The organism is Pseudomonas sp. 1L-E-NC-VB-C3, assembly GCF_057291535.1.
In genome coordinates this window covers 151315-170435 of sequence record NZ_JBXAWD010000003.1, presented here as the reverse complement: position 1 = coordinate 170435, position 19121 = coordinate 151315, and the positions used below count along the sequence as shown (strand labels likewise).

General features: G+C 60.3%; 16 protein-coding genes and 2 tRNA genes. 13 read left to right on the top strand and 5 right to left on the bottom strand.

What is annotated here, in order from left to right:
* The first annotated feature begins 12 nt into the window (after nucleotides 1-12).
* From hflX to hflC, 3 genes are all read left to right on the top strand, one after another.
* Complete coding sequence (hflX, locus tag AC0Z5Z_RS06365) at nucleotides 13-1314, top strand: ribosome rescue GTPase HflX (protein WP_041480728.1); 1302 nt, start codon at nucleotides 13-15, stop codon at nucleotides 1312-1314.
* A gap of 96 nt (nucleotides 1315-1410) precedes the next feature.
* Nucleotides 1411-2577 (top strand): FtsH protease activity modulator HflK, encoded by a 1167-nt coding sequence (gene hflK, locus AC0Z5Z_RS06360; RefSeq protein ID WP_485610879.1) that lies wholly within the window; start codon nucleotides 1411-1413, stop codon nucleotides 2575-2577.
* Nucleotides 2577-3446, top strand: coding sequence for a protease modulator HflC (gene hflC / locus AC0Z5Z_RS06355; protein WP_485610878.1), 870 nt, complete (start codon nucleotides 2577-2579; stop codon nucleotides 3444-3446). The genes hflK and hflC overlap by 1 nt, the downstream gene beginning before the upstream one ends.
* 17 nt (nucleotides 3447-3463) lie before the next feature.
* On the opposite strand, the gene AC0Z5Z_RS06350 is transcribed toward hflC, so the two are convergent.
* On the bottom strand, nucleotides 3464-3670 hold the full coding sequence (locus tag AC0Z5Z_RS06350) for a hypothetical protein (protein ID WP_143497950.1): 207 nt from the start codon (nucleotides 3668-3670) through the stop codon (nucleotides 3464-3466).
* A gap of 88 nt (nucleotides 3671-3758) precedes the next feature.
* On the opposite strand from AC0Z5Z_RS06350, the gene AC0Z5Z_RS06345 reads away from it, so the two are divergent.
* The 3 genes from AC0Z5Z_RS06345 to AC0Z5Z_RS06335 all read left to right on the top strand — a co-directional run bounded on the left by AC0Z5Z_RS06345 (nucleotide 3759) and on the right by AC0Z5Z_RS06335 (nucleotide 8364).
* Complete coding sequence (locus AC0Z5Z_RS06345; RefSeq protein ID WP_016771944.1) at nucleotides 3759-4946, top strand: ATP phosphoribosyltransferase regulatory subunit; 1188 nt, start codon at nucleotides 3759-3761, stop codon at nucleotides 4944-4946.
* A 54-nt stretch (nucleotides 4947-5000) separates the two neighbouring features.
* Entirely contained in the window at nucleotides 5001-6290 is a 1290-nt protein-coding gene (locus AC0Z5Z_RS06340; RefSeq protein WP_016771943.1) for an adenylosuccinate synthase, read from the top strand.
* Between the two features lie 139 nt (nucleotides 6291-6429).
* Complete coding sequence (locus AC0Z5Z_RS06335; protein ID WP_217851188.1) at nucleotides 6430-8364, top strand: methyl-accepting chemotaxis protein; 1935 nt, start codon at nucleotides 6430-6432, stop codon at nucleotides 8362-8364.
* 90 nt (nucleotides 8365-8454) lie between these two features.
* Here the strand turns inward: AC0Z5Z_RS06335 and AC0Z5Z_RS06330 are convergent, their stop codons facing one another.
* The 4 genes from AC0Z5Z_RS06330 to AC0Z5Z_RS06315 form a co-directional block, all read right to left on the bottom strand.
* Nucleotides 8455-10020 (bottom strand): ABC transporter permease, encoded by a 1566-nt coding sequence (locus AC0Z5Z_RS06330; protein WP_041480725.1) that lies wholly within the window; start codon nucleotides 10018-10020, stop codon nucleotides 8455-8457.
* The gene (locus AC0Z5Z_RS06325) at nucleotides 10020-11030 is read right to left on the bottom strand and encodes an extracellular solute-binding protein (protein WP_016771941.1); all 1011 of its coding nucleotides are present in this window, start codon (nucleotides 11028-11030) and stop codon (nucleotides 10020-10022) included. The genes AC0Z5Z_RS06330 and AC0Z5Z_RS06325 overlap by 1 nt, the downstream gene beginning before the upstream one ends.
* A gap of 185 nt (nucleotides 11031-11215) precedes the next feature.
* Nucleotides 11216-11302 (bottom strand) — tRNA-Leu (locus tag AC0Z5Z_RS06320).
* Between the two features lie 180 nt (nucleotides 11303-11482).
* Nucleotides 11483-11569: transfer RNA gene (locus tag AC0Z5Z_RS06315), tRNA-Leu, on the bottom strand.
* A gap of 225 nt (nucleotides 11570-11794) precedes the next feature.
* On the opposite strand from AC0Z5Z_RS06315, the gene rnr reads away from it, so the two are divergent.
* The 7 genes from rnr (at nucleotide 11795) to dnaB (ending at nucleotide 19088) form a co-directional block, all read left to right on the top strand.
* Nucleotides 11795-14425 (top strand): ribonuclease R, encoded by a 2631-nt coding sequence (gene rnr, locus AC0Z5Z_RS06310; protein ID WP_024011371.1) that lies wholly within the window; start codon nucleotides 11795-11797, stop codon nucleotides 14423-14425.
* Nucleotides 14422-15186, top strand: a complete 765-nt coding sequence (rlmB, locus tag AC0Z5Z_RS06305) for a 23S rRNA (guanosine(2251)-2'-O)-methyltransferase RlmB (protein WP_024011372.1) — start codon at nucleotides 14422-14424, stop codon at nucleotides 15184-15186. The genes rnr and rlmB overlap by 4 nt, the downstream gene beginning before the upstream one ends.
* Before the next feature lie 306 nt (nucleotides 15187-15492).
* Nucleotides 15493-15915 carry a 30S ribosomal protein S6 gene (rpsF, locus tag AC0Z5Z_RS06300; protein ID WP_016771938.1) on the top strand — a complete coding sequence of 141 codons (423 nt, stop codon included), beginning with the start codon at nucleotides 15493-15495 and terminating at the stop codon, nucleotides 15913-15915.
* A gap of 29 nt (nucleotides 15916-15944) precedes the next feature.
* A complete protein-coding gene (gene rpsR / locus AC0Z5Z_RS06295) occupies nucleotides 15945-16175 on the top strand; it encodes a 30S ribosomal protein S18 (protein WP_002551829.1) in 231 nt (76 codons plus the stop codon).
* Nucleotides 16176-16211: 36 nt separating this feature from the next.
* On the top strand, nucleotides 16212-17105 hold the full coding sequence (locus tag AC0Z5Z_RS06290) for a hypothetical protein (protein WP_016771937.1): 894 nt from the start codon (nucleotides 16212-16214) through the stop codon (nucleotides 17103-17105).
* Nucleotides 17106-17123: 18 nt separating this feature from the next.
* Nucleotides 17124-17570, top strand: a complete 447-nt coding sequence (gene rplI / locus AC0Z5Z_RS06285; protein WP_003221136.1) for a 50S ribosomal protein L9 — start codon at nucleotides 17124-17126, stop codon at nucleotides 17568-17570.
* Between the two features lie 120 nt (nucleotides 17571-17690).
* Nucleotides 17691-19088 carry a replicative DNA helicase gene (gene dnaB / locus AC0Z5Z_RS06280; protein WP_016771936.1) on the top strand — a complete coding sequence of 466 codons (1398 nt, stop codon included), beginning with the start codon at nucleotides 17691-17693 and terminating at the stop codon, nucleotides 19086-19088.
* The last annotated feature ends 33 nt before the right edge of the window (nucleotides 19089-19121 follow it).

The window sequence follows — 19121 nt, the reverse complement described above, 5'->3', positions numbered from 1 at the left end:
TAGGAGTCTCCTTTGTTCTTTGAGCGCCACGGTGGTGGTGAACGAGTCATCCTCGTTCACTTGGATGGACAGGACCCTGAGGCGCGCGAAGATCCGCAGGAGTTTCAGGAGTTGGCAAATTCGGCTGGCGCCGAGACCGTCGCGTTTTTTAACGTGCCGCGTCATCGGCCAACCGCCAAATATCTGATCGGCAGCGGCAAGGTCGAGGAACTGCGCGACCTGGTCAAGGCTGAAGAAGCCGATCTGGTGATTTTCAATCACATCCTCACGCCCAGTCAGGAACGCAACCTCGAACGGGTCTTCGAGTGTCGCGTGATCGACCGCACCGGGCTGATTCTCGATATTTTCGCCCAACGCGCACGCACCCATGAGGGCAAGCTGCAGGTCGAACTGGCCCAGCTTGACCACATGAGCACGCGGCTGGTTCGCGGCTGGACTCACCTTGAGCGTCAGGGTGGCGGTATCGGTATGCGCGGTCCGGGTGAAACCCAGCTGGAAACCGACCGCCGTCTGCTGCGGGTTCGCCTGCGTCAGATCAAGGGGCGGCTGGAGAAGGTGCGCAGTCAGCGCGAGCAGTCGCGCCGTGGCCGATCCCGTGCGGACATCCCTACCGTTTCGCTGGTGGGATACACCAACGCCGGCAAATCGACACTCTTCAACAACGTGACGAAGTCCGAGGTGTACGCGGCCGATCAATTGTTCGCCACGCTCGACCCGACCCTGCGCCGGCTGGAGCTTGACGACCTCGGTCCCATCGTCCTTGCCGACACCGTGGGGTTCATTCGTCACCTGCCACACAAGCTGGTCGAGGCATTTCGGTCTACGCTCGAAGAGTCGAGCAATTCCGACCTGCTGTTGCACGTGATCGATGCGGCCGAACCGGATCGCATGTTGCAGATCGAGCAGGTGATGGTGGTGCTGGGCGAGATTGGTGCCCAGGACTTGCCGATCCTCGAGGTCTATAACAAACTCGATTTGCTTGAAGGCGTCGAGCCGCAGATCCAGCGCGATGCCGATGGCAAGCCGCAACGGGTCTGGCTCTCGGCGCGTGATGGCAGCGGTCTGGAATTGCTTGAACAGGCCATCGCCGAGTTGCTCGGCAGTGATCTGTTCGTCGGTACCTTGCGCTTGCCGCAACGATTCGCTCGGCTGCGTGCGCAGTTCTTCGAACTCGGGGCGGTGCAGAAAGAAGAATACGATGATGAAGGTGTCAGCCTGCTGGCCGTTCGTTTGCCCCGGATCGAGTTGAATCGATTGGTAAGCCGCGAAGGATTGCAGCCGATGGAATTCATCGAGCAACACACTTTGCAATAAAAGCCTGACAAAGCGGTTGTGCCGCAACGGCAGGCATTCTGTAGCATTGGTCGGCGCGCCGTGGGTGCGTCTTTGCTTTATCAGATGGAGAGCGCTATGGCTTGGAATGAGCCGGGTGGCAACTCGAATAATCAGGATCCCTGGGGTGGCAAGCGCCGCAATAACGGCGACCGCAAGGGACCACCGGATCTCGACGAGGCCTTCCGAAAGCTGCAGGAAAGCCTGAACGGGTTGTTCGGTGGTGGTAAGAAACGCGGTGATGACGGCGGCGGGTCGGGGCGCAGCAGTGGCGGCTTCGGCGGTCTGCTCGGCATCGGCCTGGTCGTGCTGGCGGCTGTCTGGCTGTACAGCGCGGTCTACGTGGTGGACGAGCAGGAGCAAGCCGTTGTGCTGCGCTTCGGCAAGTACTACGAGACTGTCGGCCCGGGCCTGAACATCTACTTCCCGCCGATCGACAAGAAGTACATGGAGAACGTGACGCGTGAGCGTGCGTACACCAAGCAGGGCCAGATGCTGACTGAAGACGAGAACATCGTCGAAGTGCCGCTGACCGTGCAGTACAAGATCAGCAACCTGCAGGACTTCGTGCTGAACGTCGATCAGCCGGAAATCAGCCTGCAGCACGCGACTGAAAGTGCGCTGCGTCACGTGGTCGGTTCCACCGCCATGGACCAGGTGCTGACCGAAGGTCGTGAATTGATGGCCAGCGAAATCAAGGAGCGTCTGCAACGTTTCCTCGATACCTATCGCACCGGTATCACCGTCACCCAGGTCAACGTACAGAGCGCAGCGGCACCGCGTGAAGTACAGGAAGCCTTCGATGACGTGATCCGCGCCCGTGAAGACGAGCAGCGTTCGCGCAACCAGGCTGAAACCTATGCCAACGGTGTGGTGCCGGAAGCCCGTGGTCAGGCCCAGCGCATCATCGAAGATGCCAACGGTTATCGCGACGAGACCATCTCGCGCGCCAAGGGTGAGGCCGATCGCTTCACCAAGCTGGTCGCCGAGTATCGCAAGGCACCTGAAGTCACCCGCGAACGTCTGTACCTGGACACCATGCAGGAAGTCTTCAGCAACACCAGCAAGGTACTCGTGACCGGCAACAAGAACGGCCAGAGCAATCTGCTTTACCTGCCGTTGGACAAAATGATCCAGAACAGCTCGGGCAACGCACCGGTGACCGGTTCGGCCGCCAGCAACAACACGGACGTCACGCCGCATCTCACTGACGTGCCGCAGACGCGTACAAGGGAGACCCGCTGATGAGCAATAAATCGCTGATCGCCCTGATCGTTGGCGTCGTTGTGGTACTGGTGGGCTGGAATTGCTTCTACATCGTCGCTCAGACCGAGCGCGCGGTGCTGCTGCAATTCGGTCGTGTGGTTCAGGCGGATGTCCTGCCAGGTCTGCATGTGAAAGTGCCTTACGTCAACCAGGTGCGCAAATTCGATGCGCGTCTGCTGACGCTGGATGCGCCGACGCAGCGCTTCCTGACCCTGGAAAAGAAAGCCGTGATGGTCGATGCCTACGCCAAGTGGCGGGTGAAAGATGCCGAGCGCTTCTACACCGCGACTTCGGGTCTGAAGCAGATCGCCGACGAACGTCTCTCCCGTCGTCTGGAGTCCGGTCTGCGTGACCAGTTCGGCAAGCGCACCCTGCACGAAGTGGTGTCGGGTGAGCGTGATGCGCTGATGGCTGACATCACTGCATCGCTGAACAAGATGGCGGAAAAAGAGCTGGGTATCGAAGTGGTTGATGTCCGGGTCAAGGCCATTGATCTGCCGAAGGAAGTGAACCGCAGTGTGTTCGAGCGTATGAGCACCGAGCGTGAGCGTGAAGCTCGCGAGCACCGCGCCAAGGGTAACGAGCTGGCCGAAGGCATCCGTGCCGACGCCGATCGTCAACGCCGCGTGCTGCTGGCCGAAGCCTATCGTGAATCCGAAGAGGTTCGCGGTGACGGTGACGCCCAGGCAGCTGCGATCTACTCCAAGGCCTACGGTCAGGATCAGGAGTTCTACGGTTTCTACCGTAGCCTGCGTGCCTACCGTGAAAGCTTCGCGAACAAATCCGACGTCCTGGTCCTCGACCCAAGCAGCGACTTCTTCCGTTACCTGGAAAAAGCCAAACCTTGATACGACGTTGACCTGAATCATTCCGCCCGGCGGCTAAAACCTCGGGCGGGGTGATCCTTTCGGAAAACGTGTGTATGATGCGGCAGCCGGGAAATTCCCGGCTTTTTTGCGTCTGCACGTTTGATTGCTGTTTTTGTTGCAGGCATCGGGTTTGAATAGCCCGAGCGTTTTTCGAGGAAAGTGATGGGCGAAGCCGCCAGCCGGCCTTTCGCTGCGTCGTTCATGCGCGTGCGTTTTGAACGCTCCGGTCATTTTCTGCTTCACTCAAGGCTCGCCTAGTGCTGGCCGCCCGGATCAAAGGGGAATGGCGTAATGGCAACGGTAGACCGCTGGCTGCTGCCAGATGGCATCGAAGAAGTACTGCCACCGGAGGCGGCGCGCATTGAAGTCGCGCGTCGTCAGGTGTTGGATCTGTTCCAGAGCTGGGGTTACGAGTTTGTCGTGACTCCCCATATCGAGTACCTGGAATCCCTGCTGACCGGCGCGGGCCAGGACCTGGATCTGCGTACCTTCAAGGTCATCGACCCGCAATCGGGCCGGCAGATGGGTTTCCGTGCCGACATCACACCGCAGGTGGCGCGTATCGATGCGCACACCCTGCGCCGCGAAGGCCCGAGCCGTCTGTGCTACGCAGGCAGTGTCCTGCACGCCCAGCCGCGTGCATTGTCGTCCTCGCGCAGCCCGATCCAGCTGGGCGCCGAGCTGTACGGCGACGCCAGCCCGAGCAGCGACGTCGAAGTCATCAGCCTGATGCTGGCCATGCTGCAACTGGCCGATGTGCCGGACGTGCACATGGACCTCGGGCATGTCGGCATCTACCGTGGTCTGGCGCGTGCCGCTGGTCTTTCCGGTGAAGTCGAGCAGCAGTTGTTCGATGCCCTGCAGCGCAAGGCCATCGATGAAGTGATTACCCTGACCGAAGGTCTCCCGGCCGATCTGTCGGGGATGCTGCGTGCCTTGGTTGATCTGTGCGGCGGCCGTGAAGTATTGAGCGCTGCCCGCGAGCGTCTGGCCAATGCGCCGGCGCCGGTGCTGGCGGCGCTGGAAGACCTGCTGGCGATCGCCGAGCGTCTTTCCGTGCGCTTCCCGCAGCTGCCGCTGTATTTCGACCTCGGCGAGTTGCGCGGCTACCACTACCACACCGGTGTGGTGTTCGCGGTGTTCGTGCCGGGCGTTGGCCAGTCCATCGCTCAGGGCGGTCGTTACGATGACATCGGTGCCGACTTCGGTCGCGCCCGTCCGGCGACTGGTTTCTCTACCGATTTGAAAACCCTGGTGACCCTGGGGCGTGCTGAGATCGAGCTACCGTCTGGCGGTATCTGGATGCCTGACAGTACGGATGCGGCACTCTGGCAGCAGGTTTGCCAGTTGCGCAGTGAGGGTCAGCGTGTCGTTCAGGCCTTGCCTGGACAACCTTTGGCCGCCGCCCGTGATGCGGACTGCGACCGGCAATTGATTCAGCAGAACGGGCTTTGGCAAGTATCGCCACTGGCTTCTTGAGTTTTCCTGCCGGCCATCGCCGGCACCAAGTTTGCGCGAATGAGGACAAGTGTTATGGGTAAGAATGTCGTAGTCCTGGGCACCCAGTGGGGTGATGAGGGCAAAGGCAAGATCGTTGATCTGCTGACCGAACATGCTGCCGCCGTAGTGCGCTACCAGGGTGGCCACAACGCGGGTCACACGCTGGTGATCGACGGCGAGAAAACCGTCTTGCACCTGATTCCGTCGGGCGTGCTGCGCGAAGGCGTGCAATGCCTGATCGGCAACGGCGTGGTGGTTGCACCTGACGCCCTGCTGCGCGAGATCACCAAGCTGGAAGAGAAAGGCGTACCGGTGCGCGAGCGCTTGCGTATCAGCCCGTCCTGCCCGCTGATCCTGTCCTTCCACGTTGCGCTGGACCAGGCCCGTGAAAAGGCCCGTGGCGAGCTGAAGATCGGTACTACCGGTCGCGGCATCGGCCCGGCGTACGAAGATAAAGTTGCCCGTCGTGGCCTGCGTGTCGGCGACCTGCTGAACATGCCGCGCTTCGAAGACAAGCTGCGGGAACTGGTGGATTACCACAACTTCATGCTGGTCGGTTACTACAAAGAGCCAGCCATCGAGTTCGAAAAGACCCTGGCCGAGTGCAAGGAATACGCTGAGCTGCTCAAGCCGCTGATGCTCGACGTGACCGCCGAGCTGCACGACCTGCGTCGTGCCGGCAAGGACATCATGTTCGAAGGCGCGCAAGGTTCGTTGCTCGACATCGACCACGGCACCTACCCGTACGTGACCAGCTCCAACACCACCGCGGGTGGCGTGGCGACCGGTTCGGGCGTGGGTCCGATGTTCCTCGACTACATCCTGGGCATCACCAAGGCCTACACCACTCGCGTCGGTTCCGGCCCGTTCCCGACCGAGCTGTTTGACGAAGTCGGTGCGCACCTGGCCAAGCAGGGTCACGAGTTCGGCGCCACCACTGGTCGCGCCCGTCGCTGCGGCTGGTTTGACGCCGTCATCCTGCGTCGCGCTATCGATGTGAACAGCATCTCGGGCATCTGCCTGACCAAGCTGGACGTACTCGACGGTCTGGAAACCATCAACATCTGCGTCGGCTACAAAGACGCGCAAGGCAATGCTGTTGCACCGACCGATGCTGACAGCTACGTAGGCCTGCAGCCTGTGTACGAAGAAGTGCCAGGCTGGAGCGAATCGACCGTGGGTGCAAAAACCCTGGAAGAGCTGCCGGCCAATGCTCGTGCCTACATCAAACGCGTTGAAGAGTTGATCGGCGCGCCGATCGACATTATTTCGACGGGCCCGGACCGCAACGAAACCATCGTTCTGCGTCATCCGTTTGCTTGATAAGTCATTGATGTAAAAAACAAAGGCCCCTTAATCGGGGCCTTTGTCGTTTATGCCTGTTGGACGGCATGACCTTTGCTGTGAATCTGTCTACAAGAGTGCCATCAAATTAATGGCGTCAGAAGTAGAGGGATTTAAAGTGTCAGCCGTTCTCTCACTGTTACAAAGCCGTTTGTTGCGGCCAGTGTTCGTTACCCTTGGTATCGCCCTTTTGGTGCAGGTGTTGGTGGCGGTTGCCCTGACGCGGAGCACGGTGACCGCGCTGGAAGCCGATCTGGCCGTGCGCCTGGGTGCCGACAGCCAGAAGCTCTCCGGTGAGCTGGAGCAGGCCGGGCGTGAAGTCACTTCAAGTCTTGATGCGTTATCGGCCAGCACTCGTCAGCGCCTGACGGTCGGCCTGTCCGCGCGTCTGAAAGAAGAGCAGGCGCAGCTGCGAGCGACGCTGGAAAAGGATCTGAAGGATTCGGCCAACGACATGGCGCAGTTGCTTGCATCCGTAGCGCCGCGTGCCATGTGGGACAGCGACGTGCCGACGCTCTCGGAGTTCGCCCGCCGCGCCCAGCGCAATCCCAACGTGCTGTTCGTGGTGTATGACGACGCCACCGGCCAGCATCTGACCCGTTATCTCAACCGTGAAAACCCGATCAACAAGGCCTTGCTGGAAAAAGGTCAGGGTGAGCGTGCGTTGGATAAAGTGCTGGATGCGGCGAAGAATGATCCTTCGGTCTACTACCTCGAGGCCTCGATCAATCCCAATGGCGTGGAGATCGGCAAAGTGCTGATGGGCGTTTCCACAGCCTCGGTGGAAACCGATCTGGCCGAGCTCGACAAGCGCTTCCTGGCGCTGATTGCCAGCAGCGATCAACTGGTGGGCGACAGCCTTAAAGGCGCGGCGGCGGACAGCGCCAAAGCGATGCAGGCGCGTCTGCAATCGGCGCAGGGCACCGCTGGCGAAATGAAAGCCAACACCGCACAAACCGTTCAAGACGCTGCCGCGACACTGCGCTGGCGTATCGGCCTTGGCCTGGCACTGGTCGGTTGCGGCGTGCTGCTGTTGCTGGCCGTGGTGCTCGGTCATCGCGTGGTCAATCGCCTGAAAATGCTCAATGCGGCGATGGACGATCTGGCGGCGGGCGAGGGCGACCTGACCAAGCGTGTGCAGATCAACAGCAAGGATGAAATCGGCGACATGGCGTCGGCGGTCAATCGCTTCGTCGACAAGCTGCAGCCGATCGTGCGCGAGGCGGGCGATGTCGCGCAGCGCACTGGCGTGGAAATTGGCGCGATGACTTTGCGCAACGCTGGCGCCGATGCGGCTGCCGGAATGCAGCGCGATGAAGTTGCAGAAAGCCTGCGCGCGCTGTCGCAAATGGCAGACGAGGCGCAGTCGGAAAGTCAGGCAATGCAGGCGGCGCTCAAGCAGGTTGTCGATATTCGTCAGGCCACCGATGAGAACACCCGGACTTCGGCGAAGGTTGGCAGCCTGATCGAAGCGCTGGCCGGGCAGGTCGATACCGGGGCGAAGGTTATCGAGCGACTGGCGCAGCAGAGCGAGCAGATTGAGGTGGTGCTGACGGTGATTCACGGCATCGCCGAACAGACCAACCTGCTGGCGTTGAACGCTGCGATCGAGGCGGCGCGGGCCGGTGAAACCGGGCGTGGGTTTGCCGTGGTGGCGGATGAAGTGCGGGCACTGGCGAGCAAAACGCAGAGCTCGACGGGCGATATTCAAGCGCACATCGTCGCTCTGCAACAGGGCGCACGTGAGGCAGTCGAGGCGATTGGCCAGGCCGGACGACAGGCCAGCGAAGGTTTGCTGGTCTTGCGCGACAGTGCGCGCTTGCAGCAATCGGTGCAGGCTTCGGTCGAGCAGGTGCATGCGGCGATCGGTCTGGCGACGCAAGCAGCAGCACATCAGGCGCAGGGTGCACAGGCAGTGCGTGGGCGCGTCGAAACGATTCATGCACAGGCCGAGAAAGCGGCGCAGGCAGTGGTGGAAACCACCGCCAGTGGCAAGGTGCTGGATGGTCTGGCGGCGCAGTTGAAGGCTAGCCTGGGACAGTTCCGCGCTTAGTGTTATCAGGGCTGGCCTCTTCGCGAGCAGGCGCGCTCCCACAGGGAAACTCAATCCATTGTGGGAGCGAGCCTGCTCGCGAAAGCGGTATCAGCGGCTCAGATACATCCGCGTCGTCAGCAGATAAACCGGCAACCCCGAGACCACAATCAACAACGCCGCATAAGGCGCCGCCGCCGCAAACTCGACATTCGCCGTGTGCGCCCAGACTTCGGTCGCCAATGTATTGAGTCCGGTTGGGCTGAGCAGCAACGTTGCCGTCAGTTCCTTCATCGCATCGAGAAACACCAGCGCAAACGCCGCGCCCAGTGCCGGGAAAATGATCGGTAATGTCACCCGGCAAAACGCCGTGAACGACGATGCGCCCAAGGTCCGCGCCGCTTCTTCCAGCTGCGGTGCAGCCTTGTTCAGTGCCGTACGAATCGGCGCCTGCGCCAATGGCAGAAACAGCAGCGCATAGGCGATCAGCAGCAAGCCCGACGTCTGATACAGCACCGGCACGTAATGCAGGGCGAAATACACCAGCGTCAACGCAATCACCAGGCCCGGCAGCGCGTGCAGCAGATAAGGCAGGCGTTCGGCCCAGATTGCCAATTGGCCTTTATAGCGCACCACCAGCAGCCCGACCGGCACTGCCAGCGCCAGGCACAACGCCGCGCCGCCCAACGACAATGCCAGCGATGACAGCAGCGCCTCAGTGATCGCTGCTACCGGGAACGCCGCCGACGAACCGACCGCCAGCCAGTAGGCCAACATGCCCAGCGGAACGCCGCTGCCGATAATCGCCAGCAACAGGCAATACAACTGACCTGCTGCAGCCCATGGCCCAAGCTTTACTTGCTCAGCCTGTCGCGCTGCACCCTGGCCAGTGCGCACATGCCGGCCCTTGCCGCGCACCCGCAATTCCAGCCACAACAGCAGCAGGCACAGCGCCAGCAACACCGCCGAAAGCATCGCTGCGTTGGCGTTACTGAATTCCAGTTCGAATTGCTGGTAGATCGCCGTGGTAAAGGTCTGCAAACCGATGATCGACAGCGCGCCGAATTCCACCAGCATGTGCAGGGCAATCAGCAGCGAGCCGGCCAACAGCGATGGCCACAACAGCGGCAGGGTGACGCGGAAAAACACGCCCCAGCGATTCTGTCCCAGCGTGCGGGCGGATTCTTCGAGAGAGGGATCGAGATTGCGCAGGGTCGCCGCGACTGGCAGGAAGATCAGCGGATACTTCGACAGGCTCATCACCAGAATCGCTCCGCCGAGGCCTTCGAACTGCGCACTCAGCGACACCCAGGTGAAGCTGCTGACAAACGCCGGCACCGCAAACGGCAGGCACAGGATCACGCCCCACAGGCGTCGCCCCGGCAGATTGCTGCGCTCCAGCAGCCATGCCAGCGACAGACCGATCACGGCGCAGGTGATCGTCACGCCGACCATCAGTGCCAAGGTGTTGCGCAACAGGCCAAACACGTACGGGCGCCACAGCAAATGCAGCGCCTCGGCCCAGCCGGCTTGCCAGGCTTTCACCCCGACGTAGGCCAGTGGCAACAGGCTCAGTACCACCAGTAGCAATACCGGCAGCACCAGCCAGATCGACGGCCGTTTGCGTCTTGGTACGTAACCCCCGCGCGCGGCGGGGGCCGATAACGATGCTGCCATCAGTTCAGACCAACTTCGCGTTCCAGTTCCAGCGCTTCTTCAGCGTTGCCCAGGTCCGCCGGGGTAACGTTCGGCGCTTCCAGTTCGCTGAACGGCTTGAGACCGCGATCCGATTCCATGCCTTTGTGCAGCGGGTATTCGGCGGTGGTCTGAGTGATCACGCGCTGACCTTCTTCGCTGGCCATGAAGGCGAGGAATTGCTGGGCTTCTTTTGGGTGTTTGCTGGATTTCAGCACGGCAGCGCTGGACACGGTGATCAAGCCGCCAGCGTCGCCGCCGGTGAAGTAATGCAATTTGGAATCGAGCTTGCCTTTCTCGCGTTGCAGGGCGAACCAGTAGTAGTTGTTCACCAGTACGGTGGCGACTTCACCGTTTTCCACCGCTTTGAGCGCGACCATGTTGTTACTGTAGGTCTTGCCGAATGCGCGCAGGCCGGTCAGCCATTCTTCGGCGGCGTCACGACCGTGCAGCTTGATGATCGCTACGGCCTGCTCCTGGAAGGCGCCGCTGGTCGGAACGAAGCCGACCTTGCCCTGCCACTGCGGCTCGGAAAATTCCATCACCGATTTCGGCAGGTCTTTTTCATCGATCAGTTTCGGATTGAACGCGACCACGCGTACGCGGGCGGTAACGCCGATCCATGTGCCGTTGGCGGCGACGTATTTTTCCGGCAGAACTGCCAGCGTGGCGTCATCGGCCTTGGCCAGCAGACCCTGTTCGCCGAGGTTATTCAGCGGCGGCGACTCTTCGGTGTAGATCACATCGGCGGGGGAGCGGTCGCCTTCTTCGATGATCTGGCTGGCGAGCTGGTTGCTGCTGCCTTTGCGCACGTTGACGTGGATGCCGGTCTTGGCTTCGAAAGCCTTGGCAATCGCGTCGCCGACTTCCTTGTGCTGGCCGTTGTAGAGAGTCAGGGAAACCGCATCGGCAGCCTGGGTGAGGGGAGTGGCGAGTGCCAGGCCGAGGAGGGTGAAGGTCAGGCCTCGGCGCAGGGTATTTCGAAACGTCATTCGCAGGGTTCCTCACTGTCGCATTGCAAAAACTTGCAACAATGATAAACGATATTGTTTCTCAAGTGCGCCTTGTGGGGCGACTGGCGATCCTGTAGGGATGGCGAAATTCAGGAAGCCAGAAACGCAAAAACCCGCTTTCGCGGGTTTTTTTGAAATCCAAGGCGTGAACCTTGAATTTGAATTGGTGCCCAGAAGAAGACTCGAACTTCCACGACCGTAAGGTCACCAGCACCTGAAGCTGGCGTGTCTACCAATTTCACCATCTGGGCAATCATCGCAAGCGTTGCCGCTGTTGATGTGGCGCACTATACGGAGGCCTTTTTGATCTGTAAACCCCTGATTTGGTTTTAATAAATCAGTGTGAACAAAAGCTTTCCCGCAAATGCAAAAAACCCGCTTTCGCGGGTTTTGTGTGAGTCTTGAAACTGATCTAGTCTCAAACTCGAAATTGGTGCCCAGGAGAAGACTCGAACTTCCACGACCGTAAGGTCACCAGCACCTGAAGCTGGCGTGTCTACCAATTTCACCACCTGGGCATCATCGAAAGCGCTTGTGCGTCGTCGATGGCGCGCACTATACGGAGCGCCTTTTTAACTGTAAACCCCTGCTGCAGAAAAAACTGAATTTTTTTACCAGCGGCGTTCAAAACCCTATCAGAGCGTCGATACAGGGCCATGCAAAGCCTTATAGAAGCGGAAATTTCCCGTTTCACGGCGCCTATGCCAAACTAACCCGCATATAGACAAGGTGAAAACTCTCTAATGGCCGATTGGCAGTCCCTCGATCCCGAGGCCGCTCGTGAAGCGGAAAAATACGAAAACCCTATTCCCAGCCGCGAACTGATCCTGGCGCACCTCGCCGATCGGGGTTCGCCTGCTGCCCGCGAGCAACTGGTCGAAGAGTTTGGTCTGACCACCGAAGACCAGATCGAGGCCCTGCGCCGCCGCTTGCGCGCCATGGAGCGCGACGCTCAACTGATCTACACCCGCCGTGGCACTTACGCGCCGGTGGACAAGCTCGACCTGATCCTCGGCCGCATCAGCGGTCACCGTGACGGTTTCGGCTTCCTGGTGCCGGACGACGGCAGCGACGACCTGTTCATGAGCCCGGCGCAAATGCGTCTGGTGTTCGACGGTGACCGCGCGCTGGCCAGGGTTTCCGGGCTCGACCGTCGTGGTCGCCGTGAAGGCGTGATCGTCGAAGTGGTTTCCCGCGCTCACGAAACCATCGTCGGCCGCTACTTCGAAGAAGGCGGCATCGGTTTCGTCGTTGCCGACAATCCGAAGATCCAGCAGGAAGTGCTGGTCACCCCGGGCCGCAACGCCAATGCGCAGATCGGTCAGTTCGTCGAGGTGAAAATCACCCACTGGCCAACGCCGCGTTTCCAGCCGCAAGGCGATGTGGTCGAAGTGGTCGGCAACTATATGGCGCCGGGCATGGAAATCGACGTTGCTCTGCGCACGTACGATATTCCGCACGTCTGGCCTGAGGCGGTTGTGAAAGAAGCCGCCAAGCTCAAGCCGGAAGTCGAAGAAAAAGACAAAGAAAAGCGCATCGACCTGCGTCATCTGCCGTTCGTCACCATCGACGGCGAAGACGCCCGCGACTTCGACGATGCGGTCTACTGCGAAGCCAAACCGGGCAAGCTGCGTCTGTTCTCCGGTGGCTGGAAGTTGTACGTGGCGATTGCCGACGTTTCCAGTTACGTGAAGATTGGCTCGGCGCTGGACAACGAAGCTCAGGTTCGCGGCAACTCGGTGTACTTCCCCGAGCGCGTGATCCCGATGCTGCCCGAGCAACTGTCCAACGGCCTGTGCTCGCTGAACCCGCAAGTCGATCGTCTGGCCATGGTTTGCGAGATGACCATCTCCAAGTCCGGCGAAATGACCGACTACTGCTTCTATGAGGCGGTGATCCATTCCCACGCCCGTCTGACCTACAACAAGGTCAGCGCGATGCTGGAAACGCCGAAGGCTACCGAAGCGCGCAAATTGCGCGGCGAGTACACCGACGTCGTCCCGCACCTCAAGCAGCTCTACGCGTTGTACAAGGTATTGCTCGCCGCCCGTCATGTGCGTGGCGCGATCGATTTCGAAACCCAGGAAACACGGATCATCTTCGGCTCCGAGCGCAAGATCGCGGAAATCCGTCCGACCGTGCGCAACGATGCGCACAAGCTGATCGAGGAGTGCATGCTGGCCGCCAACGTGGCCACTGCCGAATTCCTCAAGAAGCACGAAATCCCTGCGCTGTATCGCGTTCACGCCGGTCCGCCGCCAGAGCGTCTGGAAAAGCTGCGCGCGTTCCTTGGTGAGCTCGGCCTGTCCCTGCACAAGGGCAAGGACGGTCCGTCGCCGAAGGATTATCAGGCTTTGCTCGCGAGCATCAAGGATCGTCCGGATTTCCACCTGATCCAGACTGTGATGCTGCGTTCGTTGAGTCAGGCGGTGTACAGCGCTGAAAACGACGGCCACTTCGGCCTGAATTACGAAGCCTATACCCACTTCACTTCGCCGATCCGTCGTTACCCGGACCTGCTCACGCACCGCGCGATTCGCAGCGTGATCCATTCGAAACAGGACACCCCGCACGTTCGTCGTGCCGGTGCGATGACCATTCCGAAAGCGCGCATCTATCCGTACGACGAAGCGGCGCTGGAGCAGCTTGGCGAGCAGTGCTCGATGAGCGAGCGCCGTGCCGACGAGGCGACCCGTGACGTGGTGAACTGGCTCAAGTGCGAGTTCATGAAGGATCGCGTGGGCGAATCGTTCCCGGGCGTAATCACCGCTGTTACCGGTTTTGGTCTGTTCGTCGAGCTGACCGATATCTACGTCGAAGGCCTGGTGCATGTCACCGCGCTGCCGGGCGATTACTACCACTTCGATCCTGTGCATCACCGCTTGGCGGGCGAGCGCACCGGTCGCAGTTTCCGTCTTGGCGACACCGTTGAAGTACGCGTCATGCGCGTCGACCTTGATGAGCGCAAGATCGACTTCGAGATGGCCGAGAAAACCATCAGCGCGCCGATCGGTCGCAAGAAACGTGGCGCCGAAACCGCTGCGCCTGCTGCCAAGGCTGCGGAAGAAAAGGCTCCAGCGAAAACCGCCAGCCGTCGTCCGGCCAAGGAAAAGGTTGCCGAAGCCTATCGTCCGAGCGATGCCGTGGCGAAAAACGCCGAGCTGCGCAAAAGCCGTGAATTGAAGAAGGCCTTGCTGGCCGATGCGAAAAACGGTGGTAAAGCGGCGTCCGGGGGAAAGACCGGACGGTCGGCGCCTGACAGGGCGACCGACGGCAAGCCAGCCAAACCGAGCAAACACCGTAAGGGCCCGCCAAAAGCGGGTTCCGCTCCAGCCAAAAGTGGCGGGGCGCGTAAACCGAAGGCGAAGTCATGAGTCAGTTGGAAAAAATCTACGGCGTTCACGCGGTAGAAGCGTTGCTGCGTCACCACCCCAAGCGCGTCAAGCAGATCTGGCTGGCGGAAAGCCGCAATGATCCGCGCGTGCAGACGCTGGTCGAGCTGGCCAATGAAAACCGTGTTCAGGTCGGCCAGGCCGAGCGTCGCGAAATGGACGCCTGGGTTGAAGGCGTGCATCAGGGTGTTGTCGCTGAAGTCAGCCCGAGTCAGGTCTGGGGCGAGGCGATGCTCGACGAGTTGCTCGATCGCACCGAAGGCGCGCCGCTGTTGCTGGTGCTCGACGGCGTGACCGATCCGCACAACCTCGGCGCCTGCCTGCGTTCGGCCGATGCGGCCGGTGCGCTGGCGGTGATCGTGCCGAAAGACAAGTCGGCCACGCTGACCCCGGTGGTGCGTAAAGTTGCCTGCGGCGCGGCGGAAGTGATCCCGCTGGTGGCCGTGACCAACCTGGCGCGCACGTTGGAAAAACTTCAGCAGCGCGGTTTGTGGGTAGTCGGCACCGCTGGTGAAGCCGAGGTCAGCATCTATGACCAGGACCTGACCGGCCCGACCATTCTGATCATGGGCGCCGAAGGCAAAGGCATGCGTCGCCTGACCCGCGAGCACTGCGACTATCTGGTGAACCTGCCGATGGCCGGCAGCGTCAGCAGCCTCAACGTCTCGGTCGCCACCGGCGTGTGCCTGTTCGAGGCCCAGCGCCAGCGCGGTGCGAAGGCCAAGGCTGCCGCGAAGAAATAAGCTTAACGCAATCAACTGTGGGAGCGAGCCTGCTCGCGAAGAGGGAGTGTCAGTCGACGTCATTGTTGCCTGGCAGGCCGCATTCGCGAGCAGGCTCGCTCCCACATTCGTTTACGGTGTCTGGAAGATCGGTGGTTGTTCAAATATTCACCAATTGCCTTGCGCGCCCGCAGTCCCTTCTCTACAATTGCGCCCCTTGCTGTGACGGCAGGCACGCATGTGCCCCGCGCCAGCAAGTCCATAAGTGTCATTCACTCCTTGTCTGACCGTTTTTGAGCGGCAGGCTACAACCCGTAAGGAGCATTCATGCGTCATTACGAAATCATCTTTCTGGTCCACCCGGATCAGAGCGAGCAAGTCGGCGGCATGGTTGAGCGTTACACCAAGCTGATCGAAGAAGACGGCGGCAAAATCCACCGTCTGGAAGACTGGGGCCGTCGTCAACTGGCCTACGCAATCAACAATGTTCACAAGGCTCACTACGTGATGCTGAACGTTGAGTGCACTGGCAAGGCCCTGGCCGAGCTGGAAGACAACTTCCGCTACAACGATGCAGTGATCCGTAACCTGGTCATCCGTCGCGACGAAGCCGTTACCGGCCAGTCCGAGATGCTCAAGGCTGAAGAAAACCGCAGTGAGCGCCGTGAGCGTCGCGACCGTCCTGAGCACGAAGGCGCCGAAGGCACCGACAGTGATGACAGCGACAACAGCGATAACGCTGACGAGTAATCCACGGACCTTATTAAGGAGCCTATCAAATGGCACGTTTCTTCCGTCGTCGTAAATTCTGCCGCTTCACCGCTGAAGACGTGAAAGAGATCGACTACAAAGATCTCAACACTCTGAAAGCCTACGTATCCGAGACCGGCAAAATCGTTCCAAGCCGCATCACCGGTACCAAAGCTCGTTATCAGCGTCAGCTGGCCACCGCTATCAAGCGCGCCCGCTTCCTGGCCCTGCTGGCCTACACCGACAGCCACGGCCGCTGAGACCGGGCAGTCGACAAGTAGCAAAGGATTGAATGCATGCGCGCCTTAGCTGAGTTCATCATGCGAGGCCGAATGCAGGCCACTCTCGTGGTGGCCGGATGTGCAACATTGCCGTTGTTGTATTGGTTGGGTGCTGCCGCCGGGAGCCTTGTGCTGCTGCGGCGCGGATTGACGGACGCCCTTGGCGTTCTGTCACTGGGACTGCTGCCGGCATTGATCTGGTGGCTGTATGCCGATGACCCACGGGCACTTCTGGTGCTGCTGGGGTCTTCGGGGCTTGCGTTGGTTTTGCGCGCAAGCGAATCCTGGGTCCGCACGCTGCTGGTCAGCGTAGTGATCGGAGTGGTGTTTTCAGTGGTGCTCGGGGTCGCGTTTGCGGCCCAGATCGAGATGCTCGCGCAGGCCCTCATAAAGGTCATGCCGGCACTTCTCGGTGAGACCTACAAGCAATTGTCGGTCGATGAGCAAGCGCGTTTCGCGTCCCTGATTGCACCGGTCCTGACCGGACTGATTGCGGCCTTGTTGCAGATCGTCAGCGTGCTGAGCCTGATTGTCGGGCGGCATTGGCAGGCGTTGTTGTACAACCCGGGTGGTTTCGGTCGCGAGTTTCGCGCCATCCGCATCCCGCTGGGGCCGGCGATGTTACTGCTGGCGTTGATGCTTCTGGGCCCGAATCTCGGTGCACAGATGGCCATGTTGACGCCGTTGTGCAGTGTACCGCTGGTGTTCGCCGGGCTGGCCCTGATTCACGGGCTGGTCGGGCAGAAGCGACTGGCCGGTTTCTGGCTGGTGGGGTTGTACGTCACGCTGCTGTTGTTCATGCAGCTGATCTATCCGTTGCTCGTGGTTCTGGCCATTGTCGACAGCCTGATTGATTTTCGCGGTCGTCACGTGTCGAAAGACACCGACAGCGCGAACGGTGAAGGTTAAAAGTTAGAGGATTTTCACATGCAACTGATCCTTCTGGAAAAAATCGCCAACCTGGGCAACCTGGGCGACAAAGTAAACGTTAAGGCCGGTTACGGCCGTAACTACCTGCTGCCTTTCGGCAAGGCTACCGCTGCGACCGCTGCCAACCTGGCTGCGTTCGAAGAGCGTCGCGCCGAGCTGGAAAAAGCCGCCGCAGACCGTAAGGCATCGGCTGAAAGCCGTGCTGCCCAACTGGCTGAGCTGGAAGTGACCATCACTGCCACCGCTGGCGACGAAGGCAAGCTGTTCGGTTCGATCGGTACTCACGACATCGCTGACGCACTGACCGCCTCCGGCGTTGAAGTGCAGAAGAGCGAAGTTCGTCTGCCGAACGGCACCATCCGCAACGTGGGTGAATTCGACGTGGCCGTGCACCTGCACGCCGAAGTTGAAGCCACCGTACGCGTTGTCGTGGTAGCAGCTTAAGCAACATCGATCGGCTGGCGGCTTGTCCGTCAGACGGTTAACATCGGGCACGATCCTGTTTACAGGTCGTGCCCTTTGTCTTTCTGAATTCCCTGCTTTTCATCCAACACTCAAGTGGCCATGAACGATATCTCCGCTCCCGAGCAATACGATCTGCAAACCGCTGCCCTGAAGGTGCCGCCGCATTCCATCGAGGCCGAACAGGCCGTACTCGGTGGTCTGATGCTGGACAACAACGCCTGGGAACGCGTGCTCGATCAAGTCTCCGATGGCGATTTCTATCGACATGACCACCGTCTGATCTTCCGAGCGATCGCCAAACTGGCTGATCAGAACTCGCCGATCGACGTCGTGACCCTTGCCGAACAGCTGGACAAGGAAGGTCAGACGTCGCAAGTCGGCGGCCTCGGCTATCTTGGCGAACTGGCGAAAAACACCCCGTCCGTCGCCAACATCAAGGCCTATGCGCAGATCGTCCGTCAGCGTGCGACGTTGCGCCAACTGATCGGCATCAGTACCGAGATCGCCGACAGCGCCTTCAACCCCGAAGGCCGCACCGCCGAAGAGATCCTCGATGAAGCCGAACGGCAGATCTTCCAGATCGCCGAAGCGCGGCCGAAGACCGGCGGCCCGGTCGGCGTCAATGAGTTGCTGACCAAGGCTATCGACCGGATCGATACCCTGTTCAACACCGCCGACGCCATCACCGGCCTGTCTACGGGTTACACCGACCTCGATGAAAAGACCAGCGGCTTGCAGCCGTCCGACCTGATTATCGTCGCCGGCCGTCCATCGATGGGTAAAACCACCTTCGCGATGAACCTGGTGGAAAACGCCGTGTTGCGCAGCGAAAAGGCTGTCCTGGTTTACTCCCTCGAGATGCCAGGCGAATCGCTGATCATGCGTATGCTGTCTTCGCTCGGCCGAATCGACCAGACCAAGGTGCGTTCCGGCCAGCTCGAAGATGACGACTGGCCGCGCCTGACGTCAGCGGTGAACCTGCTCAACGATCGCAAACTGTTCATCGATGACACCGCCGGTATCAGCCCTTCGGAAATGCGCGCGCGGACCCGGCGTCTGGTGCGTGAGCACGGCGATGTCGGCTTGATCATGATCGACTACCTGCAACTGATGCAGATCCCCGGTTCCAGCGGTGACAACCGCACCAACGAAATTTCCGAGATTTCGCGATCGCTGAAAGCGCTGGCCAAGGAATTCAACTGCCCGGTAGTCGCCCTGTCGCAGCTCAACCGCTCCCTCGAACAACGCCCCAACAAACGCCCGGTCAACTCCGACTTGCGCGAATCCGGAGCGATCGAGCAGGACGCCGACGTGATCATGTTCGTTTATCGCGACGAGGTGTATCACCCGGAAACCGAGCACAAGGGCATTGCCGAAATCATCATCGGCAAACAGCGTAACGGCCCGATCGGGTTTATTCGGCTGGCGTTCATCGGCAAGTACACGCGCTTCGAAAACCTCGCGCCGGGCAGTTACAACTTCGACGACGACGAGTAACAGCAGACCGGATCATCCGGCCTGCTGTCGTGG